The 21385-nt window shown below is 65.1% G+C and carries 26 protein-coding genes; 18 read left to right on the forward strand and 8 right to left on the reverse strand.

The annotated features are described in order from the left end of the window. Nucleotides 1-9 precede the first annotated feature (9 nt). Nucleotides 10-708: a nitroreductase gene (locus tag UNPF46_RS22955; protein WP_100177623.1), complete on the forward strand. Its 699-nt coding sequence runs from the start codon at nt 10-12 to the stop codon at nt 706-708. Between the two features lie 88 nt (nt 709-796). Here UNPF46_RS22955 and UNPF46_RS22960 read toward each other — a convergent pair whose 3' ends face one another. Continuing rightward, the gene (locus UNPF46_RS22960) at nt 797-1345 is read right to left on the reverse strand and encodes a sigma-70 family RNA polymerase sigma factor (protein ID WP_100177624.1); all 549 of its coding nucleotides are present in this window, start codon (nt 1343-1345) and stop codon (nt 797-799) included. After that, nucleotides 1345-1578 carry a NepR family anti-sigma factor gene (locus UNPF46_RS22965; protein ID WP_174718967.1) on the reverse strand — a complete coding sequence of 78 codons (234 nt, stop codon included), beginning with the start codon at nt 1576-1578 and terminating at the stop codon, nt 1345-1347. The genes UNPF46_RS22960 and UNPF46_RS22965 overlap by 1 nt, the downstream gene beginning before the upstream one ends. Before the next feature lie 221 nt (nt 1579-1799). Between UNPF46_RS22965 and UNPF46_RS22970 the strand changes: the two genes are divergently transcribed. Then, the gene (locus UNPF46_RS22970) at nt 1800-2606 is read left to right on the forward strand and encodes a response regulator (RefSeq protein WP_174718968.1); all 807 of its coding nucleotides are present in this window, start codon (nt 1800-1802) and stop codon (nt 2604-2606) included. A 73-nt stretch (nt 2607-2679) separates the two neighbouring features. Here UNPF46_RS22970 and UNPF46_RS22975 read toward each other — a convergent pair whose 3' ends face one another. Next, the gene (locus tag UNPF46_RS22975; protein ID WP_100177627.1) at nt 2680-3537 is read right to left on the reverse strand and encodes an energy transducer TonB family protein; all 858 of its coding nucleotides are present in this window, start codon (nt 3535-3537) and stop codon (nt 2680-2682) included. A 186-nt stretch (nt 3538-3723) separates the two neighbouring features. Here UNPF46_RS22975 and UNPF46_RS22980 point away from each other — a divergent pair, with 186 nt between their 5' ends. The 5 genes from UNPF46_RS22980 (at nt 3724) to UNPF46_RS23000 (ending at nt 7728) form a co-directional block, all read left to right on the forward strand. Then, the gene (locus tag UNPF46_RS22980; RefSeq protein WP_181770066.1) at nt 3724-4335 is read left to right on the forward strand and encodes a nuclear transport factor 2 family protein; all 612 of its coding nucleotides are present in this window, start codon (nt 3724-3726) and stop codon (nt 4333-4335) included. Between the two features lie 249 nt (nt 4336-4584). Beyond that, nucleotides 4585-5019: a hypothetical protein gene (locus UNPF46_RS22985; protein ID WP_142251528.1), complete on the forward strand. Its 435-nt coding sequence runs from the start codon at nt 4585-4587 to the stop codon at nt 5017-5019. Nucleotides 5020-5142: 123 nt separating this feature from the next. Next, nucleotides 5143-7020 carry a molecular chaperone HtpG gene (gene htpG / locus UNPF46_RS22990; RefSeq protein WP_142251529.1) on the forward strand — a complete coding sequence of 626 codons (1878 nt, stop codon included), beginning with the start codon at nt 5143-5145 and terminating at the stop codon, nt 7018-7020. 128 nt (nt 7021-7148) lie between these two features. After that, entirely contained in the window at nt 7149-7430 is a 282-nt protein-coding gene (locus UNPF46_RS22995) for a DUF3551 domain-containing protein (RefSeq protein WP_100175967.1), read from the forward strand. Between the two features lie 7 nt (nt 7431-7437). Beyond that, entirely contained in the window at nt 7438-7728 is a 291-nt protein-coding gene (locus UNPF46_RS23000) for a DUF3551 domain-containing protein (protein ID WP_100175966.1), read from the forward strand. Between the two features lie 45 nt (nt 7729-7773). Here the strand turns inward: UNPF46_RS23000 and UNPF46_RS23005 are convergent, their stop codons facing one another. After that, on the reverse strand, nt 7774-8754 hold the full coding sequence (locus tag UNPF46_RS23005; RefSeq protein ID WP_142251530.1) for a Bug family tripartite tricarboxylate transporter substrate binding protein: 981 nt from the start codon (nt 8752-8754) through the stop codon (nt 7774-7776). Between the two features lie 353 nt (nt 8755-9107). Between UNPF46_RS23005 and UNPF46_RS23010 the strand changes: the two genes are divergently transcribed. The 5 genes from UNPF46_RS23010 to UNPF46_RS23030 all read left to right on the forward strand — a co-directional run bounded on the left by UNPF46_RS23010 (nt 9108) and on the right by UNPF46_RS23030 (nt 13728). Next, entirely contained in the window at nt 9108-10922 is a 1815-nt protein-coding gene (locus UNPF46_RS23010) for a long-chain-acyl-CoA synthetase (protein WP_142251531.1), read from the forward strand. A gap of 140 nt (nt 10923-11062) precedes the next feature. Beyond that, nucleotides 11063-11308 (forward strand): acyl carrier protein, encoded by a 246-nt coding sequence (locus UNPF46_RS23015; RefSeq protein WP_142251532.1) that lies wholly within the window; start codon nt 11063-11065, stop codon nt 11306-11308. Further along, complete coding sequence (locus UNPF46_RS23020; protein ID WP_181770067.1) at nt 11295-12677, forward strand: class I adenylate-forming enzyme family protein; 1383 nt, start codon at nt 11295-11297, stop codon at nt 12675-12677. Before UNPF46_RS23015 ends, UNPF46_RS23020 begins: the two co-directional genes overlap by 14 nt. Next, on the forward strand, nt 12670-13392 hold the full coding sequence (locus UNPF46_RS23025; RefSeq protein ID WP_142251533.1) for an SDR family NAD(P)-dependent oxidoreductase: 723 nt from the start codon (nt 12670-12672) through the stop codon (nt 13390-13392). The genes UNPF46_RS23020 and UNPF46_RS23025 overlap by 8 nt, the downstream gene beginning before the upstream one ends. Before the next feature lie 126 nt (nt 13393-13518). Then, a complete protein-coding gene (locus UNPF46_RS23030; RefSeq protein WP_100175963.1) occupies nt 13519-13728 on the forward strand; it encodes a hypothetical protein in 210 nt (69 codons plus the stop codon). Between the two features lie 4 nt (nt 13729-13732). Here the strand turns inward: UNPF46_RS23030 and UNPF46_RS23035 are convergent, their stop codons facing one another. Then, complete coding sequence (locus UNPF46_RS23035) at nt 13733-14131, reverse strand: hypothetical protein (RefSeq protein WP_100175962.1); 399 nt, start codon at nt 14129-14131, stop codon at nt 13733-13735. A gap of 238 nt (nt 14132-14369) precedes the next feature. Between UNPF46_RS23035 and UNPF46_RS23045 the strand changes: the two genes are divergently transcribed. Beyond that, nucleotides 14370-15515: a DUF3095 domain-containing protein gene (locus UNPF46_RS23045; RefSeq protein ID WP_142251534.1), complete on the forward strand. Its 1146-nt coding sequence runs from the start codon at nt 14370-14372 to the stop codon at nt 15513-15515. A gap of 75 nt (nt 15516-15590) precedes the next feature. Here the strand turns inward: UNPF46_RS23045 and UNPF46_RS23050 are convergent, their stop codons facing one another. The 3 genes from UNPF46_RS23050 to UNPF46_RS23060 all read right to left on the reverse strand — a co-directional run bounded on the left by UNPF46_RS23050 (nt 15591) and on the right by UNPF46_RS23060 (nt 18128). Then, complete coding sequence (locus UNPF46_RS23050; protein WP_100175960.1) at nt 15591-16025, reverse strand: DUF2147 domain-containing protein; 435 nt, start codon at nt 16023-16025, stop codon at nt 15591-15593. A gap of 108 nt (nt 16026-16133) precedes the next feature. Next, nucleotides 16134-17519, reverse strand: coding sequence for an MATE family efflux transporter (locus UNPF46_RS23055; RefSeq protein WP_142251535.1), 1386 nt, complete (start codon nt 17517-17519; stop codon nt 16134-16136). Between the two features lie 81 nt (nt 17520-17600). Further along, complete coding sequence (locus tag UNPF46_RS23060) at nt 17601-18128, reverse strand: GNAT family N-acetyltransferase (RefSeq protein ID WP_142251536.1); 528 nt, start codon at nt 18126-18128, stop codon at nt 17601-17603. 243 nt (nt 18129-18371) lie between these two features. Here UNPF46_RS23060 and UNPF46_RS23065 point away from each other — a divergent pair, with 243 nt between their 5' ends. The 5 genes from UNPF46_RS23065 to UNPF46_RS23085 all read left to right on the forward strand — a co-directional run bounded on the left by UNPF46_RS23065 (nt 18372) and on the right by UNPF46_RS23085 (nt 21380). Next, a complete protein-coding gene (locus UNPF46_RS23065) occupies nt 18372-18968 on the forward strand; it encodes a superoxide dismutase (protein WP_014491764.1) in 597 nt (198 codons plus the stop codon). 252 nt (nt 18969-19220) lie between these two features. Next, nucleotides 19221-19832, forward strand: a complete 612-nt coding sequence (locus UNPF46_RS23070; RefSeq protein ID WP_142251537.1) for a permease — start codon at nt 19221-19223, stop codon at nt 19830-19832. Further along, a complete protein-coding gene (locus UNPF46_RS23075) occupies nt 19829-20329 on the forward strand; it encodes a hypothetical protein (protein ID WP_097657369.1) in 501 nt (166 codons plus the stop codon). Before UNPF46_RS23070 ends, UNPF46_RS23075 begins: the two co-directional genes overlap by 4 nt. A gap of 62 nt (nt 20330-20391) precedes the next feature. Beyond that, nucleotides 20392-20622 (forward strand): hypothetical protein, encoded by a 231-nt coding sequence (locus tag UNPF46_RS38340; RefSeq protein ID WP_100175956.1) that lies wholly within the window; start codon nt 20392-20394, stop codon nt 20620-20622. A 2-nt stretch (nt 20623-20624) separates the two neighbouring features. Then, nucleotides 20625-21380: a metal ABC transporter ATP-binding protein gene (locus UNPF46_RS23085; RefSeq protein ID WP_181770068.1), complete on the forward strand. Its 756-nt coding sequence runs from the start codon at nt 20625-20627 to the stop codon at nt 21378-21380. The last annotated feature ends 5 nt before the right edge of the window (nt 21381-21385 follow it).

The raw sequence follows: 21385 nt of genomic DNA on the forward strand, positions 1-21385 counted from the left end.
AGCTAAGCAATGGACGCAAAAGTGAATCAAAACGATCGCATCGGTGTGCTCGAAGAGCTGCTCAACGAGCGCTATTCCGTCCGCGCCTTCCTGCCGAAGCAGGTCGACCGCGCGACCATCGAGCACGTGCTGACCACGGCGCAGCGCACCGCGTCCTGGTGCAACAGCCAGCCCTGGCAGGTCGTCATCGCCAGCGGCGAAGCCAAGGAGCGCTTCCGCAAGGCGATCTACAAGGAAGCATCAGGCGGCCTCGGTGACGATTACGATTTCACCCCGCCGCGCGAATATGTCGGCGTCTATCTCGAACGCCGCCGCGAAAGCGGATTTCAGCTCTACAACACGCTCGGCATCGCCCGCGGTGACAAGATGGCGTACGCCAAGCAGGCGCTGGAGAACTACAATTTCTTTGGCGCGCCGCATGTCGCCATCATCCACACCAACGAGCCGCTCGGCATCTACGGTGCGATCGATTGCGGCGCCTATGTCGGCAATTTCATGCTGGCGGCGCAGGCGCTCGGGCTCGGCACGATCCCGCAGGCCGCGCTCGCGCGCCACTCCGGGCTGATCCGCCGCCACTTCAACCTGCCCGAGGATCGCCGCGTCGTCTGCGGCATCTCGTTCGGCTATGCCGACCACGCCCACACGGTCAACAGCTACCGCACCTCGCGTGCGAGCGTGGCTGACACCGTGACCTTCGTGGACGAGTGATCGAGGACGCAGTCCGTCTTGAGGCAGGCGAAGACGGCCGTGGAAACGGCCGCCTTCATCCTTGCCTCAATTCGCTTGACGCCGGCTGTCAGCCGCCGCTGCCGCCGATCACGGCCCGAACGGTCTCGTCCGGGCCGAAATCCTCGGCGCCATCGACATAGAGCAGCGCGGCAAGCTTCGAGCGCGCGCGGTTGACGCGGCTCTTGATCGTGCCGACGGCGCAGCCGCAGATCGAGGCGGCGTCCTCGTAGGAGAAGCCGGAGGCGCCGACCAGGATCAGTGCTTCACGCTGATCCTGCGGAAGCTTTTCGAGCGCCGTGCGGAATTCCTCGAACTCGAGATGCGCGTTCTGCGACGGCTGTGTCTTCAGCGTCTTGGCGTAATTGCCCTCGGCGTCCTCGACCTCGCGCCTCCGCTTGCGATAGTCGGAGCGAAACAGATTGCGCAGGATCGTGAACAGCCACGCCGGAAGATTGGAGCCGGGCTGGAACGAGTCGATGTTGGCGAGTGCGCGGAGCAGTGTTTCCTGCACCAAATCGTCGGCGCGGTCCGCATTGCCGCTGAGCGAAATGGCGAACGCGCGCAAGCTCGGCACGGCCGCCAGGATGTCGTCACGCAGGGAGTCCGTGAGAGGCATTAATCCCTCCCATTGTTGTTGTCGTTGGATCCGCCCTCATCGCCCAGTTGGGGGGCTGCCCCCGGCGCATCAAGCTTCTTGATCAGTTCGGCGAACCGATCTGGAACCCCCTGTCGTACGACATCGTCGTACATGGCGCGCAACTGATGGCCGATCCGGGATTGAATCTCCGGAGTGAGCCCTCCCTTGCCGGGGGTCGTGCTTCTGCTGGCTTGAGACTTGAGATCTTTCATGACCTGTTCCACGTTTCCCCGAGTTAAGTGACTGTAAATTCGAGAAGTTTTCTCAACCGGGAGCCGTTCCCTGGATAGGCACAATTCCAGGTTCGACAAAAAGTTCCCGGGCGGGGGGAACTTTTCTTAGGCTCAGGCGTAATCAACCCCAGCAGGGGAACCCGGGCCCCCCGCGTAACGCCCTGGACCTTGAGGTCGGCCCGAAGATGAATGGAGTGGGGATGTCCCGTTCGCAGCTCGTTGCTGAACACTTGCCGTTGTTGCGCCGGTATGCGCGCGCCCTGACGGGCAGCCAGGCCTCCGGCGACGCCTATGTCGCAGCCATGTTGGAAGCCATGCTGGGAGATCCGTCGGTGCTCGATGAGAGCCATGGGCCGCGCGCCGGCCTGTTCCGGCTGTTCACCCAGATCTGGAATTCGGTCTCGGTCAACGACGATTCGGAGGTGGCGACCCTGCCGATGCCGCCCGAGCGGCGGCTGTCGAACATCACGCCGCTGCCGCGGCAGGCCTTCCTGCTGCTGTCGCTGGAAGGGTTCTCGGAAGAGGAAGTCGGCTACATCCTCGGCACCGACGTCGCCGAGACGCGGCGGCTGGCGGATGCCGCCGGGCGCGAGATGGCGGCCGAGATCGCCACCGACGTGCTGATCATCGAGGACGAGACCTTCATCGCCATGGACCTCGAGAGCCTGGTGAAGAATCTCGGCCACAATGTCGTCGGCGTCGCGCGCACCCACGCTGATGCGGTGGCACTGGCCAAGAACAAGCGGCCCGGCCTGATCCTCGCCGACATCCAGCTCGCCGACGGCTCGTCGGGTCTGGACGCCGTCAACGAGCTGCTGCGCACCTTCGAGGTGCCGGTGGTGTTCATCACCGCCTACCCGGAGCGCTTCCTGACCGGCGAGCGTCCGGAGCCGGCTTTCCTGATCTCAAAGCCGTTCCAGCCGGCGATGGTGTCGGCGGTGGCGAGCCAGGCCCTGTTCTTCCAGCGCAACTCGCGCAACCGCACGCCGAAGGCGCCGGCGGCTTAAGGAAGCCTTCATCGGAAAGCAAGACGGCGCGTCGTAAGGCGCGCCGCTTTTTGTTGCCGAGCGATGCTCCGCCTCAGCAGCCGCGGCAGATGCTACGCATCATGGAGTTCAGTTTGGCATCATCTGGCCCCGGGGACTTTGGACTGAGCTTGGCCTGCTCCTCGACCCAGGATTGGAGAAATTTTTCTCGTTCCGGTGACGGCGGAGCTGGCTTGGGCAGAATTCCGTCGAAAGCCATGAGGATGGTTACCCTCTGTAGATCGTCCTTCGCCTCAGCGGGTGGCTTCGGGAAGGGCGCGGACCGCTCGACCATGGCTAGCGCCGCCGCGTCCAGCGGCGCGAAGCCCGTGCTTTCCACCAGGGCGTTTGAAATCAACTTGCCCGAACGGTCGACCACGAATGTGACGCCGGCATCGGCCCTTTGACCTATCGCATTTGAGGGAAATACCCTGTTGCGCCAGACGTGCTCGGAGACCACCTTGCGCCAGGCGGCCATCGCGTCGGACGCCGTGGAGCCGGAAGCCGGCATGCTCAGCACCAGCCCGTCGGTCGGCACCCGAAATTGTCGGCCGCTGAAGACAATCGGGACCACGAAAGAGAATGTCTCTTCCTTCAGCTCCGAAGGCGGCTGTGGAAAGGGCTGGGCGCGGGCGACGATGTCCAGCGCGGCATCGTCGAGCAGTCGCGAGCCAGTGCTCGCAGCCAGTGCCCGCGAGACCAATTTGCCGTACCGATCGATGACGAAGCCAACCCTGGCCTCACCGGTTTGCGCCAGTGCCTGGGCCGGGAACAGCCTGCTCTTGGCGATGTGTGCTGACAGTTTCGCCTTCCAAGCTTGGGCACTTTCGCTCTGCGCATCTGTCTGCGCGTGGCAAGGGAAAGCAGCCAACAATGCGAGAAGCGCGGCCAACAAGAGAAGTTTCATCTGCATCAACGCGCATACTAGTCCCGGTCTGGTTGATTGCAAGGCTCGGTGCTCGCGTCGCGGTTGCTTCGATGTGGGCAATTCGCGGGGCCGTGCAGCATCATCCCCCGCTTGACGCCAACCTCATTGCCCCGTTGATATTTCGGGCCGATGACATTCATCGCAGCCCCACGCCTCCGGGAGAAACGCACCATGGACCAGCAACTGCTCGACCGCCTTGCCATCCGCGACCTCGTCGAGAACTGGGCGGTCTGGCGCGATGCCGGTGACTGGGAGCGCTTTGCCACGGTCTGGCACGAGGAAGGCTGGATGTCCGCGACCTGGTTTCAGGGGCCGGCGCGGGATTTCATGCGCGTCAGCCAGGAGGGATTTGCCAAAGGTGTACGCATCCTGCATTTCCTCGGCGGCACCAGCATCGACCTTGCCGGCGAGCGGGCCATCGCCCAGACCAAGATGACGATCTCGCAGCGCGCGCAGGTGCACGACGTGCTCTGCGACGTCGTCTGCACCGGACGCTTCTACGACTTCCTGGAGAAGCGGCAGGACCAATCAGGAATCGGAAAATGGGGCATCGTCCGCCGCCAGCCGATCTACGAGAAAGACCGGATCGACCCGGTCGATCCCGCAGCAGAGCTTAAGCTCGACCAGAAAGCGCTCGCCGCGCTGCCCGAGGGCTATCGTCATCTCGCCTACATGCAGGAGCTGATCGGCTACAAGGTCAAGCGCGATATGCCGGGCCTGATCGGGCCCGAGGTCGAGAAGCTCTATGGCGAGGGGCGGGACTGGCTGGCGGGGAAGAAGTGAGGCCCAGACAAAAGTAAGGCGCGACTGGCATCACCACAGTCGCGCCCTACGTCGCCGGCTTATGGGGCAGGGGGGAATAGCCGGCTGTTGAGACGACTCCTGTCTGCGCGAGTCGTTCCGCGGCCTGAGAAATATTTTTGGGGGCTGCCGCCTTTGCCACACACGGTTAAGTGATCGTAACGGCCGAGAACCCCCGGTCCTCCGCCCGCGTTGTTCCCGCGATCGCCATGGGGCGAGGGACCGATAGCCATGTCACAGATTCACAAGGCATTTTTAGGCGCCGCCGCGATTGCGGCAACGCTCGGTGCGGTGCAATTGGCCTCCGGCCACGATCTGGCCGACCGCTGGCAGGCGGTCGCCGATGTGCCCAGTCACAGCTTGAACTACGCGCCAAGCCATAACGTCAATCGTGACGTCAATCGTGCCGGCAAGGCTGACCGCCTTGCCGAGCTCAAGCAGGCCGCGGTTCCCACTCGCACCGTCTCGATGCGGCTGAACGACCTCGCCGACACCTCGGTGCTGCTGCGGGTCCCCGCGGTGATCGAGACCGGCAACGCCAAGCCGCCGGTGCTGCTCCAGAACCAGAACAAGGTGCGCACCAGACCGACGATCGCCTGTGAGCCGATGGTGAGCTCGCTGACCGAGGTCGCAAAGCTGCTCCAACCCGGCCGTTGCGTGACCTGATCTGCGGGCCCCGCCGGGCCAGGCCTCCTTCCGCCGAAGGACTACTGTTCACGTCCACTTGATCCTTCGTCCGCTCGCGTTATATCCCGGGTTTCTTCCCCTTCGTTTTGACCGGGTAAACGCATGACGACGTCAGACACGGCTGTGCATACGCAGCCCTTCCAGGCCGAGGTTTCCGAGCTTTTGCACCTGATGGTGCACTCCGTCTATTCGGAGACCGATATCTTCCTGCGCGAGCTCGTCTCCAACGCCTCTGACGCCTGCGACAAGCTGCGCTACGAGGCGATCGCCACCCCTTCGCTGCTCGGCGAGGGCGACGCGCTCAAGATCCGCATCATCCCGAACAAGACGGCCACGACGCTCACGATCGCCGACAACGGCATCGGCATGGAGCGGCAGGAGCTGATCGACCATCTCGGCACCATCGCCCGCTCCGGCACCAAGGCGTTCGTGTCGAAGCTGAAGGAGGCCAAAGATGGCCTCGGCCTGATCGGCCAGTTCGGCGTCGGCTTCTATTCCGCCTTCATGGTCGCCGAGAAGATCGTCGTGATCAGCCGCCGCGCCGGCGAGAGCGACGTCTGGACCTGGACGTCGCAGGGCGGCTCCGGCTTCGAGATCGCCCGTGCCAGCGACGAGGAAGCCGCGCGCCTCGCGCGTGGTACCGAGATCGTCCTGCACCTGAAGGACGATGCCAAGAAATATCTCGAGGCTTTCGAGATCGAGCGCATCGTCGGGGCCTATTCCGACAACATCCTGTTTCCCATCGAGCTGGTGCCGGAAGAGGGCGAGCCGCGCCAGATCAATTCGGCGAGCGCGCTGTGGCAGCGCTCGAAATCCGAGCTGACGGCAGACGACTACAAGAAGGCCTATCAGCAGATCGCCTCCGCCTTCGACGATCCCGCGATGACGCTGCATTATCGCGCCGAGGGCCGCTATTCCTACGCCGTGCTGCTGTTCGCGCCCTCGACCAAGCCGTTCGACCTGTTCGAGCCGAACCGCAAGGGCCGGGTGAAGCTCTACGTCCGCCGTGTCTTCATCACCGACGATGCCGATCTGTTGCCGGGGTATCTTCGCTTCATCCGCGGCGTCGTCGACAGCGAGGATCTCCCGCTCAACATTTCGCGCGAGATGCTGCAGAACAATCCGCAGCTGGCGCAGATCCGCAAGGCCGTGGCGACCCGGGTCGTGTCGGAGCTCGAAAGCCTCGCGGAGAAGGATCCGGAGAATTTCGCCAAGATCTGGGATGCCTTCGGTGCGGTGCTCAAGGAAGGCATTTACGAGGATTTCGAGCGGCGCGAAAAGCTGCTGGCGCTGTCGCGTTTCACCACGACGTCGGGCGAGAAGCGGTCGCTGAAGCAGGTCATCGCCGACTTCAAGCCGAACCAGACCGAGATCTACTACCTCGTCGGCGACAGCATCGAGCGGCTGAAATCCAATCCGCGGCTGGAAGCCGCGACTGCGCGCGGCATCGAGGTGCTGCTGCTGTCCGATCCGGTCGACGCCTTCTGGACCTCGATGCCCTCGGAGTTCGAAGGCAAGCCGCTGAAGTCGCTGAGCCAGGGCGATCTCAATCTCGACCTGATCCCGCGCGTCGACGACAAGGACGAGGCCAAGAAGGACGAGCCCGCGGCCGACGAAGCGGCCACCATCGCCGTGATCAAGGCTGCGCTCGGCGAGCGCGTCAGCGACGTCAAGGCCTCGACGCGCCTGACCAGCTCGGCCTCCTGCCTCGTTGCCGACAGCCAGGGCCCGAGCCGCGAGCTCGAGCGCATCCTGTCGCAGCAGAACCGCGGCATGCGCACCAAGCCGATCCTCGAGATCAATCTGCGCCATCCGCTGGTCACGGCGGTCACCAGGGCGCAGGCCGGCTCGAACACGGTCGACGACCTCAGCCTGCTCCTGCTCGAGCAGGCGCAGATCCTGGACGGCGAGCTGCCGGAAGACCCGGCGGCGTTTGCGGCGCGGCTGAACCGGCTGGTGCTGCAAGGGCTCGGCGCCTAGCGCCGCTGCCTGCTGCTCTCACCTTGCCGTCATCTGTCCCTTGGAACAGTCGCCTCCGGCCTGATGTTATGCCATAGCAGGCCGTCGGCATCAGACCCGACGACGCCGTCGATTCGAGGATTACGTCCATGCGCTTGCCGATTTTGACCCTCACCGCGATTGCCACGCTGTTCGTTGCGAGCGGTGCCAGCGCCCAGACCTATGATCCGCGCTACCCGGTGTGCATGCACGTCTATATGCCCGGCGGCTTCGGTGGCGGCGGCGGCGACTATTTCGATTGCTCCTTCACCTCGCTGCCGCAGTGCCGCGCGACCGCCTCGGGCCGCTCGGCCAGCTGTGACGTCAACCCCTATTACGCCTTCGACGAGCCGCCGCCGCCCCCGCGCAAGCGTCACAAGAAGGTGCATTAGACTTCCGATGCGGCGTACCGGAATACTGTCCCTCCGCCTCTCGTCCGGCCTGATCCTTGTGGCCGGATTGCTCGCGAGCGCGCCGTCGCAGGCGCAGACCTTCGATCCGCGTTATCCTGTCTGCATGCACGTCTATTCCGGTGCGAACGGCGGTGGCGGGGAGTGGTACGACTGCTCCTTCACCTCTCTGCCGCAATGTCGCGCCACGGCCTCCGGCCGTTCCGCGATCTGCGATCCCAATCCGTATTATCCGGTCCAGGCGCCGCCGCAGCGCTTGCGTCACGTGCATCGCGGTTAGCACCGGACGGACCGGCGCTTCCGTGTTTCGCGTGCGGTGTTGCCGCTAATCTTTCCTGATCCCCGACAGCTCGACCACCTTGCGCCAGCGATCGGTCTCGGCGGTCAGCAGGCCGCCGAACTCACCGGCGTTGCCGTGCAGAGGGATTGCGCCGAGCTCGGCGACGCGGGCCTTGATGCCGGAATCGGACAGCGCAGCGTCGATCTCGCGATTGAGCAGGTCAATGATTTCGCGCGGCGTGTCGTGCGGGGCGCCGACGCCGTAGAACGATGACGTCTCGTAGCCGGGCAGCGTGTCCGCGATCGGCGGCACGTCCGGCAAAATCTCCGAGCGCTCGCGCGTGGTGACGCCGAGCGCGCGCAGCTTTCCCGCTCGCACCAGCTCGAACGACGAGGTGACGTTGTCGAACATGCCGTGGATATGGCCGCTCATCACGTCGGTCAGGCCCGGCGCCGAGCCGCGATAGGGCACATGGGTGAACTGCACGCCGGCCAGCGACTTGAACAATTCGCCGGACAGATGCAGCGAGGTGCCGATGCCGGAGGAAGCGATCGATATCTTGCCGGGATTGGCCTTGGCGTAGGCGATGAAGTCGGCGACGGTCTTCACAGGCAGGTCGTTGTTAACGACCAGCACCAGCGGAATCCGCGCGACGCCGGCGACCGGCGCGATGCCCTTGGCGAAATCATAAGGCAGCGCCGGATCGAACGAAGCGTTGATCGCGTTCGCGGTCGAGGTCAGCAGCAGCGTATAGCCGTCGGGTGCCGAGGAGATGACCGCCTGCGTCCCGATATTGCTGCCGGCACCGGGCTTGTTCTCGACGACGAAGGTCTGGCCGAGCCGGTCGGACAGCCGCTGGCAGAGCAGCCGCGACAGCAGGTCGGTCGCGCCACCCGGCGCATAAGGCACCACCCATTTCACGCTGCGCGAGGGATAGGAGGGATTGCCGAGGGCGAAGGCGCGCGGTGCAGCGAACACGGCCGCGGTGCATATGGCGGTCCGAAGGAGATGTCGTCTGGTGATCATGAGTTGTGTCTCAAGAAGAATCGGAAGTCACGCGCCCTGCTTCCTTCTCCCCTTGCGGGAGAAGGTGGCGCGAAGCGCCGGATGAGAGGTCTCTTTCTGCATGTGAGCTCGCGGATAGAGACCCCTCACCCGTCTCGCCGCTCCGCGGCGAGCCACCCTCTCCCGCAAGGGGAGAGGGAAGATCTCGCGCGTGATGAGTATTGCAAAGGCCGTTCGCTCGCACGCCGAACCCGCCGGCTTGGTAAAGGATCACTAGAGTTAATCGGCTACTAACCGGCTTTTACCTTGTCTCTTAACACCTGCGCAGGAGGCGGGAGCTAAGCTGCAGGAAGTTGCAGACACATTCCGAAAGAATGAGCGGCATGACGACCGGTGTCATCGAACGGCAAAAAGTCGCGCGCCCGCCTTCGGCTTCAAAGATCTGGCTGAAGGCCATCGAGCTCACCGCGCGGATCGAGACGCTGCCGGGACGTCTGTTCGCCGACGTGGTCGACGATTGGGCGCAGCGGCAGCCCGACCGCGTCGCGCTGGTCACGGACGAGGCAAGTCTCGACTACGCGGGCCTGTCGAGGCGCATCAATCGCTACGCGCGCTGGGCGCGCTCGGTCGGCGTCGCCAAGGGTGATACCGTCGCCTTGATCATGCCGAACGGCATCGACTATGTCGCGGCGTGGCTCGGCATCAGCCGGGTCGGCGGTGTGGTCGCGCTCCTCAACACCAAGCTGGTCGGGCCGTCGCTCGCGCACTGCATCGACGTCGCCAGGCCCGCTCATATCATCGTGGCGCATGAGCTGACGGAGATGTTGGATGGCGCCGCACCGCACCTGAAGACAGAGGCCAAGGTGTGGACCCACGGCGATGCCCGCGGCGATCGCGCCATCGATGTCGCACTTGCGGTGCTGGACGATGCTCCCCTGTCGCAGGAGGAGCGCGGCGAGGTCACCATCAACGACCGTGCGCTGCTGATCTACACCTCGGGCACGACGGGCCTGCCGAAGGCCGCCAGCATCAGCCACCGACGCATTCTCAATTGGGGTTTATGGTTCGCCGGACTCACCGGCGCCACGCCGCAGGACCGGCTCTATGATTGCCTGCCGCTGTTTCACTCCGTCGGTGGCATCGTTGCGCCGTGCAGCATGCTCGCCGCCGGCGGCTCGGTGGTGATCGCCGAGAAGTTTTCCGCCTCGCATTTCTGGCCCGACATCGTCCGCCACGACTGCACGCTGTTGCAATATATCGGCGAGCTCTGCCGTTACCTGCTCAAGGCGCCGCCGTCGGAATACGAGAACCGCCATCGCTTGCGCCTCGTCTGCGGCAACGGCCTGCGCGGCGACATCTGGGAAGATTTTCAGGATCGTTTCGCCATTCCCCGCATCCTCGAATTCTATGCGGCGACGGAAGGCAATTTCTCGCTGTTCAACGTCGAGGGCCAGCCGGGCGCGATCGGCCGCATCCCGCCGCTGCTCGCGCACCGCTTCCCCGCCAATCTCGTCAGGCTCGCCCCCGACAGCGGTTCGCCGCTGCGCAACGACGAGGGCTTCTGCATCGCCTGTGCCCGCGGCGAGGCGGGCGAGGCGATCGGCCGCATCGGCACCGCCGACGAGGGCGGCGGCCGCTTCGAGGGCTACACCGACGCCGGCGAGACCGAGAAGAAGGTCCTGCGCGATGTCTTTGCCAAGGGCGACGCCTGGTTTCGCACCGGCGACCTGATGCGGATCGACGACAAGGGCTTCTTTCATTTCGTCGATCGCATCGGGGATACGTTCCGCTGGAAGGGCGAGAACGTCGCGACCTCGGAGGTGAACGAGGTGATGCGCGATTTCACCGGCGTGGTCGACGCCACCACCTACGGCGTCAGCATCCCCGGTGCCGACGGCCGCGCCGGCATGAGTGCGATCGTCGTCAACGAGGGCTTTGACATGACGGCACTGCCTGCGCATCTCGCGCAGCGCCTGCCGGCCTATGCGCGGCCCGTGTTCATCCGCATCTCCGGCGAGATCGATGCGACCGAAACGTTCAAGCAGAAGAAGGGCGATCTGTCGCGGGAAGGATTCGATCCTTCCGCCATCTCCGATCCGCTGTTCATGTCGGAGCCGAAATCCGGTGCGTACGTCCCGCTGGATGCCGAGGCTTATGCCGCCATCCTGGATGGCTCGATCAGGCTGTAGCCCCGCCAAAATCGACAGATAGGTCCAATTTTATCTGAATTGTCCAAGAAGCCATTTACTTCTCTCGGGTAAACAAGCCGCCATGGGGAGGCGGCCAGCAAGAGCCGCCGCAACGCCAACGATAACAAAGCGAGCCAGCCATGTCGGTAAGGTCTAAGGTCATTGAGGCGATCCGGCAGATCGCCAGGGAGCAGAAGGTCGCGCTTCCGGAGCTGTCGGACGATCTGTCGCTGCACGAGACGGGTTTCGATTCACTCGCCTTCGCCATTCTCGTCGCGCGCCTCGAGGACGACACCGGCGTCGATCCCTTCACCATTTCCGAGGACGCAGCGTTCCCCGCCACGGTGGGCGATTTCGTGCGGGCCTACGAAAATGTCCCCGCGTGAGATTTTCGCCCTCCGCGACCATCTCGGCGCGGAGCTGAAGGGACGCACGATCTCCGATGCGCATGATGTCGTATCGCTGACCGACATCCTGTCGCAGACGGTCCTCGGCGGCCGCTTGCGCGAATTGTCGGGTCGCGCCGTGCTGCTCAAATTGTCCGACCAGCTCCGGTCGGGCCTCGCCATGATCGAGCTCGACGGCATCGCGCGTCGCATGCTGCTGTGTCCGCCCGATCTCAACCCGGCGCATCTCGACGCGCTGATCGCGGATGCCGGGATCGATGCCGTCGTCACCGACGAGCCCGATCACTGGGCCGATTCGGGCGTGTCGCTCGTCGTCACCGCGCAATTGCCGCCAACAGTCACCGCGCCGGCCAGGACCGAGCGCGCCACGGAATGGCTGATGCTCACCTCGGGTACCTCGGGCGTGCCGAAAATCGTCGGCCACACGCTGGAAGCGTTGACCGGCGCGATCGTTGCCGAGGGCCCCGCGCGCGGACCTGCGCCGGTCTGGGCGACGTTCTACGACATCCGGCGCTATGGCGGCCTGCAGATCTTCCTTCGCGCCATCCTCTCCGGCGGCTCGATGGTGTTGTCCGATCCGCATGAGGCGCTCGGCGATCACGTCGCGCGGCTGAAGGCGCGCGGCGTCTCGCACATTTCCGGCACGCCGTCGCATTGGCGCAAGCTCCTGATGAGCGGTTCGGCCGCGCAATTCGCCCCGGCCTATGTCCGCCTCTCCGGTGAAATCGCCGACCAGGCGGTGCTCGACGGGCTGAAGGCGGCATTTCCCAATTCTTCCGTCGGTCATGCCTATGCCTCGACCGAAGCCGGCGTCGGCTTCGCCGTGAACGACGGGCTGGAAGGCTTTCCGGCCGACTATCTCGGCAATCGCAATGGCGTCGAGATGAAGGTGGTGGACGGCTCGCTGCGGATCCGTTCGACGCGCACTGCACATGCCTATGTCGGCCGCAGCGCCGCGGCGCTCACCGATGACGACGGGTTCGTCGACAGCGGCGACATCGTCGAACGGCGCGGTGATCGCTATTATTTCGTCGGTCGCCGCGGCGGCATCATCAATATCGGCGGGCTGAAGGTCCATCCTGAAGAGATCGAGGCGGTCATCAACCGCCATCCCGACGTGCGGATGTCGCGGGCTAAGTCGCGGAAGAGCCCCATCACCGGCGGCATCGTGGTCGCCGACGTGATCCTGACCGAGGGCACCGATCCCACGCGCGCGAAGGAGATCCGCGACCAGATCCTGGAGCGATGCCGGGCACAGCTCGCGTCCCACAAGGTGCCGGCGGTGATCCGCTTCGTCGAGGCGCTCGACGTCACCCCGGCCGGAAAATTGGCGCGCACCGATGCATAATGTCCTCGTCACCGGCGGCAGCCGCGGCATCGGCCTCGCGATCAGCAAGCGCCTGGCCGGCACCGGCTATAACGTGATCGCGGCGGCGCGGCGCGAGAGCGACGAGCTCAAGGCTGCGATCGTGGAGTCGGATGGGCGACTGCATTTCCGCGCCTGCGACCTTGCCGTGATCGATGCCATTCCGGCCTTCGCAAAGCTGGTGCGCGACGAATTCGGTCCGGTCTACGGCCTCGTCAACAATGCCGGTCTCGGCACCGAAGGCCTGCTCGCCACCATGCATAACTCCGAGATCCAGGCGCTGGTGCAGCTCAACGTGCTGTCGCCGATCATCCTCACCAAATATGTGGCGCGGCAGATGATGGCGGACGGCGCGGGCCGCATCATCAACATCTCCTCGATCATTGCGACGACCGGCTATAACGGCCTGTCCGTCTACGGCGCGACCAAGGCGGCTGCCACCGGCTTCACCCGCTCGCTGGCGCGCGAGGTGGGCAAGGTCGGCATCACCGTGAACGCGATTGCACCGGGCTTCATCGACACGGAGCTCACGCATAATCTGTCCGAAGAAGGGCGCAAGCGCATCGCCGGCCGCAGCGCGCTGCGCCGCCTGCCGGAGACGGACGACGTCGCACGCATGGTGGAATATCTGCTCGGCGAAGGCGGCCGCAACGTCACCGGATCCGTGTTCACCGTCGATGCCGGGAATACGGCATAGCCGGAACCCGGCCGTCATGATTGCGTTGATCCGGCACAATGACATTCAGCCGGATTTGGTCGTAAGATGCCCCGCAATCGATTGGGTTACGTCAATCGATCTGCCCTAATCGACAGGGAGCAGTCCATGGCCATGCCAAACATGACCGCTTCACATCAGGGCCCGACGGAGCAATCCCGCGCCAGGCTGGACGACGTCCGCTGCCCGCCGATGACGCACCAGAATTCCGGCAGTCACGGCTATGAAATGTACCCGCAGCAATTCGTGCGCCTGGTCGGCTGCCATGACGCGTCCCTCGATGCCTTGCGCAAGCGCCAGGACGAGAAGCTGCATTAGCTGCTCACGTCCCGTGCTTCGGGGAATCCTTCGGCAGGTCGATCCGTTCGTGGGAAAATTCCGGCGGCCCTTCGGTGAGGCGGCGGATGCGTCGCTCACGTTCGTCGGCCGGCAGGGCCGGATCGAGCAGCGTCTCGATCTCGTGGATGGCGATCTCCTCGCTCCTGGTGGCCTCCGAGGCGACCGGGTGTTCCGACGGGAGCACCGGGGGCGCGATCTTCAGGCCCAGCTCGATCAGCTTGCAGATGGCATCCGAACGGGTCAGGCGATGGGCTTCAGCCCAGGCATCGACGGCTTCCGTCAATCTTTCGGGCATCTTCACCGCGCTGATCGGGTCGATGCCCGTGCGCCGGCGGACCGGGGAGGTAGAGTCCTTGCTGCCGAAGTCGGACACCTCGATCATCCCATGAAACCCGTGGAGCTGGACGACGATAGCCGCACTCGCCGGCCGGTCGTTTGATGCCGATCAATGACCTGCTGCGGCATCGCAGCGCGGCCCCATCTTGTTGCCGCCGCATCTTGTTGCGGCATCTTGTTGTCTTGGCCTGTTTCGGCCAATGATCGAAAGGGGCCGCCGACCGGCGAACCCGGATCGATCCTGCCACGTATTTGTTGCGCATTCCAACCATCCGGCATCCCCGATGACCTCAGGCGAATCCTTCTATGACGGCATTCCCGTCTTTCGCGGCTTCACCAGCCTGATGGACCCCGCGCTTTACGCGCCGCTCCCGGATGACTGGAGCATCGGCGTTGCCGATATCGTCGATTCCACCAAGGCGATCGCGGCGCAGCGCTACAAGGCGGTCAACATGGCCGGCGCCGCCGTGATCGCGGCAGTGACGAACGCGTTGGAGGGACGCGAATTCCCCTTCGTGTTCGGCGGCGACGGCGCAAGTTTTGCCGTCGCGCCGTCCGACCTGACTGCCGCGCGCGAGGCGCTGGCCGCGACCGCCACCTGGGTGCGGGAAGACCTCGATCTGACCATGCGCGTTGCGCTGGTGCCGGTGAGCGCCATTCGCGCGCATGGCCTCGATGTGCGTGTCGCGCGCTTCGGTCCGTCGGCCAATTTGTCCTATGCGATGTTCTCCGGCGGCGGGCTCGCCTTCGCCGACGCTGCGATGAAGCGTGGCGAGTTTGCCGTGCCGGAAGCCCCGGCGGGCACGCAGCCCGATCTCTCGGGCCTGTCCTGCCGCTTCGAGGTGATGCCGGCCTCGCGTGGGCTGATCCTTTCGGTGCTGGTGATGCCGGCACGGGACGCCGATCCGCATCTGTTTCGCAAGGTGATCGAGGACATCATCCACCTCGTCGAGCGCAGCCCGGATGGTGCGCGCCCGGTGCCTCCGCAGGGGCCGCCGCTGAAATGGCCGCCGCAGGGGCTGGACTACGAGGCCCGGACCAGGCGCGGCGGCCCGCTGATCGCGCGCCGCGCCACCGTGCTGGCCTACACGCTGTTCGTCTATCTGGTCATGCGCTTCGACCTCAAGGTCGGCGGCTTCGTGCCCAACCTCTACAGGCGTCAGGTCGTCGAGAATTCCGACTTCAGGAAATATGACGACGGTCTGCGCATGATCCTCGACTGTACGCCGGAGCTCGAACGCGCGCTGAGCGATCGCCTGGCGGCGGCCGCACGCGAAGGCGTCGTGCGCTACGGCCTCCATCCGCAGGACGCCGCCATGATGACCTGCTTCACGCCGTCGGCGTTGCGCAGCGATCACGTGCACTTCATCGATGGCGCACGAGGCGGCTACGCCTCGGCGGCAACGGCGCTGAAGGCGATGATGGCGTGAAGTATTCTTGTGTCCCGGACGCGCTGCAATGCGTAGCGGTGCTGCGCAGAGCCGGGGCACGAGAGTTCGTCGACCTCACCGTCCCGCGCGCGTCCAGGTCTCGCCGCCGCAGAGCGCGCCGACGCAGCCTTCGACCCGCAGCGAATCCGCGCCCGTGACGCTGATGCTGCTGGCATAGGTGCTGCCGTCGTCGGCGTTGTAGATCTGGCCGGACCATTTGTTCGGCCCCGCGGGCTCCATGCCGCTGAACAGCGGCAGGCCGATCATGGACCGCTTGGCGAGCGCAGGATTGGGATTCTTGCTGTCGGTAGCAGGCTGGCCGGTCGCCGTGTCGTAGGGCTCGCGCAGCCAGACGATGTGGCCGCAGATGCCGCCGCCGCATTTGGTGATCTTGACGCGCGCATCGCCCGCCTGGGTCAGCCACGTCCCGTCGACGTTCTGCGCATGAGCGGCAGACGTCCCAAGCAGCGCGGCGAGGAGGAGGATGAGAGCGGCGAATCTGGAAGTCATGGAAAGGGCCCCGAAAATGGAGCGCCTCCATAGCAGCCCGGCGAGATAGTGCAACGCCGGCCGGAATCACATTCCTGCGTTTATCGATGTGCGTTTACATACCTGCGCTCATTTGCCCCAGCGCGCGAAGGCGACCGAGGCCGCAGTCGACAGGCCGAACACGACCATGGCACCGCCGACCAGCGCGAACAGCGTCCAGGCCGGCGCTTGCGCCGTCATCAGACCGATCCCGCCGATCGCGACGATCAGAAGCCGCGCGGTGGAGGCCAGCACGGGACCCCCGACGCGCGCCGCGCCTTGCGAGGAGAAATACAGCGACACGCCCATGCCGAAGAACGCGAAGGCCGGACCGGCCCAGTGGAAATAGCTGTGTGCGGCGGCGGTGACGCCGGGATCCCCAGTGAACAGCGACACCCACAGCGCCGGATCGAGTGCGATGACGAGCCCGATCAGGCCGACGGTCAGCGCGGAGGCCGCCGCCGCAGTCCAGGCCACACGCCGCGCGCGCTTCACCTGTCCCGCGCCCATCGCCATGCCGACCATCGGCACCGAGGCGATGCCGAAGGCGAAGGTGATCGGGATCAGCAGGAATTCGAGCCGCGAGCCGATGCCGTAGCCGGCCAGCATTTCAGTGCCGAAGGTCGCGAGTATTCTTGTGAAGATCAAGATCGTGAGCACGGTTTGGAGCGGCGACAGGCAGGCGACCGCGCCCACTTTCAGAATGTCCAGGAACATCGCGCGCTCGAAATGGAAGGCGCGGAAATCGAGCTGCAGCCGGCTGCGGCCGGACGATAGATACCAGAGGAAGAAGATCGCCGCGCAACTGAACGCGATCAGCTGGCCGGCCGCGACACCCGGCATGCCGAATTGCTTGACGCCGAACAGGCCGAGCCCAAGCGTGCCGCCGAGCGCAATCTGCAGCACGCTCGCGCCAATCAGCGTCATCGAGGGCAGGCGCATGTCGCCGGTGCCGCGGATCACCGAGGCCAGCGTGTTGACGAGCCAGATCGCGACCGCGCCGGAGAACAGCACCTGTGAATAGCCGCTGGCTTCCTCGAGCACGCGCTCGCGGCCGCCAAGCAGCGTGAAGAACGTGCGGCCGAAGACGAGCATCATCACCGTGAAGAACAGCCCGCCGCAGAGGCCGATGATGGCGGCATGCAGCGCCAGCGTCGCGGCGCGGTCGCGATTCCCCGCGCCGAGCGCGCGGCTGATCGCGGACGACACGCCGCCGCCCATCGCACCCGCACTCATCATCTGCGTCAGCATCGCGAACGGAAACACCAGCGCGATCGCGGCCAGCGGGATGGTGCCGAGCCGGCCGATATAGGAGGTCTCGGCGATCGCGACCAGCGTGCTGCCGACCATCGCGATCATGTTGGGGATCGCGAGCCGGAGCAGCGTCGGCAGGATCGGCGCGGTCAGCAGGCTCGCAATGGGGGAGGCAACCGGTGCGCGCGGCGGGACGGCGTCTAGGGGAGCGTCGATCGTCATCTGTCACCGGGCGGAATATTGGATGATGATCGACATATTAACGGGTGCGCGATGTCCGCGCCACCCCTCGCCATGCAGGTCTCACCAGGGCAGGCCGCAGAGGTCGATGGTGCCCAGGGTCGGCGCGCGGACGATGTGGAAGACATAGGGCGCCATATAGCCGAACCGGATCCGCCCCTCCGGCTGCTCGCAATAGACCTCGCCGTTGAAGGGCAGCCAGCTCCGCGCCGCGTAAAAGGCGGCGTTGTGCGGCTCGCAGAACAGCAAGGCGAAGCGGGCCGCCTCGTTGGCGCGGATCGTATGCACCGCTGCGTCGATTGCCATGGTTGCATAGCCTCGGCCGCGCTGGTCTTCCCGCGTGCAGACGCCGCCGATGCCCCCGATATGCGTCTTCTGCCCGTTCCACGTGATCGTGCGGAAATAGATGCCGACATGGCAGATGAGGCCGTCCTCGGGCGTCTCGATCAGCACGCGAAGATCGGCATTGGCCCATTTGACGTGGGACCAGGGCTTGTCCGCGACCTGTTGCGGTCCCCAGACCGCCTGATGCAGCGGCTCTGCGATCGGCCACGAGGCGTCGCCGTTCAGGATGTCGATTTCGATACTCATGGCTCGGTCCTTCGGAGCTCCACTTGTCGATGCATTCGTTCTGTCATAAGCGCTTCAAAGGCAATGATATTTTGCGTCGACCGACCTGGCCTGCAGCGAATGTTCGTACTGCGCCGATTTTGTGCAATCCGGCCCAGTGGTCGCATCACGCGTTTTCGCAAATTCTGAGGTATTTAACGGCCGGGGAACCTTCTATAAGAGTCCCCGTTAAGCCAGTTCCCCATCAGTCGCGGACAAGAACCCATGACCTTTACGCTGCCCCCACTCCCTTACGCCTATGACGCCCTCGGCCAGTTCATGTCGAAGGAGACGCTGGAATTCCACCACGACAAGCATCATCAGGCCTACGTCACTAACGGCAACAACGCGCTCAAAGGGACCGAATGGGAAGGCAAGTCCCTTGAGGAGATCGTCAAGGGCTCGTTCGGCAAGAACCCCGCCGTGTTCAACAACGCCGGCCAGCACTACAACCACATCCACTTCTGGAGCTGGATGAAGCCCAATGGTGGCGGCACCAAGCTGCCGGGCAAGCTCGAGAAGAAGATCAACGAGGACCTCGGCGGCTTCGAGAAGTTCAAGACCGACTTCCAGGCGGCCGGCGTCGGCCAGTTCGGCTCCGGCTGGTGCTGGCTCCAGGTCAAGAACGGCAAGCTCGAGATCTCCAAGACCCCGAACGGCGAGAATCCACTGGTGCACGGCGCCACCCCGATCCTCGGCTGCGACGTCTGGGAGCATTCCTACTACATCGACTACCGCAACCGCCGCCCCGACTATCTCAAGGCGTTCGTCGAGAACCTCGTGAACTGGGAATACGTCGAGTCCCTGTTCGACAAGGCGTAAGCGTCATTCCGGGCGCGCGTAGCGCGAGCCCGGAATCCATTCATCCACTCGGCTGACGCCCGATGGATTCCGGGCTCGGCGCTGACGCGTCGCCCCGGAATGACAACAAGGGCGGTCGCTCACGCGGCCGCCTTTTTGCTGTGCGGAATTGCCCTGCGCGGCGTGCGCACAGGTCTGTCATCACGCCGTTTGCATCGGGGGGACACCGCCCTTAATCAGGAAGGGCATCACCCTCGAGCCGCTCCACGCCAATTGTCAGAACCCTCCCCGAACAACCCGGCGCCCGCCGAGGACGCGGAATCCGAGCCGCGGCCGGGACGCGTGCGCAAGCCGATCGGCTGGTCCACGATCATCATCGCGGTTCTGGTCGCGGTGAGTGCGGTCTTGGTCTGGCGGCGTGACGGCACCGAGGGCGTTCTCGACATTCTGACCCATGATCTCTCGCTGTTCTCGGGCATCCTGCCGCGCGTGCTTGCCGGCTGCCTGCTCGGCGCATTGATCTCGGAAATCCTGCCGCACGAGAAGGTCTCGCGCTCGCTGGGGCCGAAATCCGGGCTGATGGGCCTTCTGATCGGCACCGCCTTCGGCGCGATCCTGCCCGGCGGGCCCTTCACCGCCTATCCGGTGGCGAGCGCGCTGCTCGCGGTCGGCGCCGATTTCGGCGCCACCATCGCCATGGTCGTGAGCTGGACGCTGATCGGCTACGGCCGGGCGGTGGCTTGGGAAATCCCGATCATGGGCACCGACTTCACGTTGTGGCGGATCCTCATCTCGCTGCCGCTGCCGGTGCTCGCCGGCGCCCTCGGCCGCTTCGTCTATCTCCGGCTTTATCCGAAGCCCGCTGCCAAGGACGACGAGACTTGAGCGCGGCGCTTCTCATCGACATCCTGCTGTGGGGCTCGGTGCTCGGCGTCGGCCTGATCGCCTTCCGGCGTGGTCCAACGGTGTTCAAGGCCTCGCTGCGCGAGGGCGCGATGGACTTCATCAACATCGTGCCGCGGATCGCGCTCGGGGTGATCGGCTCCGGCTACATCGCCGCCATCATCCCGCAGGAGGTGATCACCGGCTGGCTCGGACCGGACAGCGGCTGGCTCGGGGTTGCCAGCGCCGTGGTCGCGGGCGCAGCCACGCCCGGCGGCCCCGTGATCGGCTTCTCCATTGGGACGGTGGCGCTGAAGTCCGGCGGCGGGGTGCCCCAGGTGGTGGCCTATGTCGTGGCCTGGGCCCTGTTTGCCTTCCAACGGGTGATCTTGTGGGAAATCCCGTTCATGCCGGCCCGTTTCGTCTGGTTCCGCTGTGCCGTCTCGGTGCCGTTTCCCTTCGTGGCCGCGGCGATTGCCATGGTGATCGGGAAGCCGTGAGCCGCCCCTGAATGACAAGCCCGGCCGTGGACAGACGTAATGTTATATTATAACATCTGCCGATGGTTCCCGCTGCCTCCCACGCCCACCAACACGACCATGCCCATGGCCACTCTCATGGCCATTCCCACGGGCACGACCACAGCCACGCCCACGTCCATGATGCGGCCTCGCCGCACCCCGCCCAGGCGGCGCCCTGGTCGATTCTGCGCATGACCGTGGCGGGCCGCCTCGCAGCCGCCCTTGCCGTCTGTGCCGTGCTCTGGGGCGTGGTCTTCCTGGCGATGAGGTGATGATGGCGGCCGTGCACTTCCATAACGTCACGCTCGGCTATGACCGGCATCCGGCCGTGCACCATCTCAACGGCGAGGTTGCGCGAGGCGCGCTGGTTGCCGTGATCGGCCCGAACGGCGCCGGCAAGTCGACCCTGCTGCGCGGCATCGTCGGCATCCTCCGGCCGCTCGACGGCAGCATCCATCTCGGCGGGCTCGATGCCAGGGATATCGCCTATCTGCCGCAGAGCGCGGAGATCGACCGCAGTTTCCCGATTTCGGTTTTCGATTTCGTCAGCACCGGCTTGTGGCGCGGCACCGGCCTGTTCGGGGGCATCGGCAAGGCGGCCCGCGAAAAGATCCTGCGCGCGATCGCGTCCGTCGGTCTCAACGGCTTCGAGAACCGCCCGATCGGTACGCTCTCGGGCGGCCAGATGCAGCGGGTGCTGTTCGCCCGCGTGGTGCTCCAGGACGCTGCGCTGATCGTGCTCGATGAGCCCTTCAACGCCATCGATGCGAAGACCACCGCCGACCTGCTCGCGCTGGTCAAGCAATGGCACGGCGAGGGCCGCACCGTGCTCGCCGCGCTGCACGACATGGAGATGGTGCGTAACCATTTCAACGAGACGCTGGTGCTGGCGCGCGGCCCGGTGGCGTGGGGGCCGACCGCGGAGGTGCTGACGCCCGAAAACCTGCTGGTCGCGATGCGGATGTGCGAGGCCTTCGACGACACCGCCGCGGCCTGCGCGGCCGATGACATCAGCTCGCGGGCCGCGTGACCACA

The sequence above is a fragment of the Bradyrhizobium sp. UNPF46 genome (assembly GCF_006658625.1).
GTDB classification, from domain to species: Bacteria; Pseudomonadota; Alphaproteobacteria; order Rhizobiales; family Xanthobacteraceae; genus Bradyrhizobium; species Bradyrhizobium nitroreducens.

What these genes read in the sequence shown, in the direction of transcription:
- UNPF46_RS22980 (WP_181770066.1), top strand. Translation starts at nt 3,724, where the DNA reads ATGGACCAGCAACTGCTCGACCGCCTTGCCATCCGCGACCTCGTCGAG.
- UNPF46_RS23065 (WP_014491764.1), top strand. Translation starts at nt 18,372, where the DNA reads ATGACCTTTACGCTGCCCCCACTCCCTTACGCCTATGACGCCCTCGGC.
- UNPF46_RS22970 (WP_174718968.1), top strand. Translation starts at nt 1,800, where the DNA reads ATGTCCCGTTCGCAGCTCGTTGCTGAACACTTGCCGTTGTTGCGCCGG.
- UNPF46_RS23050 (WP_100175960.1), bottom strand. Translation starts at nt 16,025, where the DNA reads ATGACTTCCAGATTCGCCGCTCTCATCCTCCTCCTCGCCGCGCTGCTT.
- UNPF46_RS38340 (WP_100175956.1), top strand. Translation starts at nt 20,392, where the DNA reads ATGGTTCCCGCTGCCTCCCACGCCCACCAACACGACCATGCCCATGGC.
- UNPF46_RS22960 (WP_100177624.1), bottom strand. Translation starts at nt 1,345, where the DNA reads ATGCCTCTCACGGACTCCCTGCGTGACGACATCCTGGCGGCCGTGCCG.
- UNPF46_RS23030 (WP_100175963.1), top strand. Translation starts at nt 13,519, where the DNA reads ATGGCCATGCCAAACATGACCGCTTCACATCAGGGCCCGACGGAGCAA.
- UNPF46_RS23035 (WP_100175962.1), bottom strand. Translation starts at nt 14,131, where the DNA reads ATGATCGAGGTGTCCGACTTCGGCAGCAAGGACTCTACCTCCCCGGTC.
- UNPF46_RS23045 (WP_142251534.1), top strand. Translation starts at nt 14,370, where the DNA reads ATGACCTCAGGCGAATCCTTCTATGACGGCATTCCCGTCTTTCGCGGC.
- UNPF46_RS22975 (WP_100177627.1), bottom strand. Translation starts at nt 3,537, where the DNA reads ATGCAGATGAAACTTCTCTTGTTGGCCGCGCTTCTCGCATTGTTGGCT.
- UNPF46_RS23010 (WP_142251531.1), top strand. Translation starts at nt 9,108, where the DNA reads ATGAGCGGCATGACGACCGGTGTCATCGAACGGCAAAAAGTCGCGCGC.
- UNPF46_RS23020 (WP_181770067.1), top strand. Translation starts at nt 11,295, where the DNA reads ATGTCCCCGCGTGAGATTTTCGCCCTCCGCGACCATCTCGGCGCGGAG.
- UNPF46_RS23085 (WP_181770068.1), top strand. Translation starts at nt 20,625, where the DNA reads ATGGCGGCCGTGCACTTCCATAACGTCACGCTCGGCTATGACCGGCAT.
- UNPF46_RS23060 (WP_142251536.1), bottom strand. Translation starts at nt 18,128, where the DNA reads ATGAGTATCGAAATCGACATCCTGAACGGCGACGCCTCGTGGCCGATC.
- UNPF46_RS23015 (WP_142251532.1), top strand. Translation starts at nt 11,063, where the DNA reads ATGTCGGTAAGGTCTAAGGTCATTGAGGCGATCCGGCAGATCGCCAGG.
- UNPF46_RS23025 (WP_142251533.1), top strand. Translation starts at nt 12,670, where the DNA reads ATGCATAATGTCCTCGTCACCGGCGGCAGCCGCGGCATCGGCCTCGCG.
- htpG (WP_142251529.1), top strand. Translation starts at nt 5,143, where the DNA reads ATGACGACGTCAGACACGGCTGTGCATACGCAGCCCTTCCAGGCCGAG.
- UNPF46_RS23055 (WP_142251535.1), bottom strand. Translation starts at nt 17,519, where the DNA reads ATGACGATCGACGCTCCCCTAGACGCCGTCCCGCCGCGCGCACCGGTT.
- UNPF46_RS22955 (WP_100177623.1), top strand. Translation starts at nt 10, where the DNA reads ATGGACGCAAAAGTGAATCAAAACGATCGCATCGGTGTGCTCGAAGAG.
- UNPF46_RS22985 (WP_142251528.1), top strand. Translation starts at nt 4,585, where the DNA reads ATGTCACAGATTCACAAGGCATTTTTAGGCGCCGCCGCGATTGCGGCA.
- UNPF46_RS23005 (WP_142251530.1), bottom strand. Translation starts at nt 8,754, where the DNA reads ATGATCACCAGACGACATCTCCTTCGGACCGCCATATGCACCGCGGCC.
- UNPF46_RS22965 (WP_174718967.1), bottom strand. Translation starts at nt 1,578, where the DNA reads ATGAAAGATCTCAAGTCTCAAGCCAGCAGAAGCACGACCCCCGGCAAG.
- UNPF46_RS22995 (WP_100175967.1), top strand. Translation starts at nt 7,149, where the DNA reads ATGCGCTTGCCGATTTTGACCCTCACCGCGATTGCCACGCTGTTCGTT.
- UNPF46_RS23000 (WP_100175966.1), top strand. Translation starts at nt 7,438, where the DNA reads ATGCGGCGTACCGGAATACTGTCCCTCCGCCTCTCGTCCGGCCTGATC.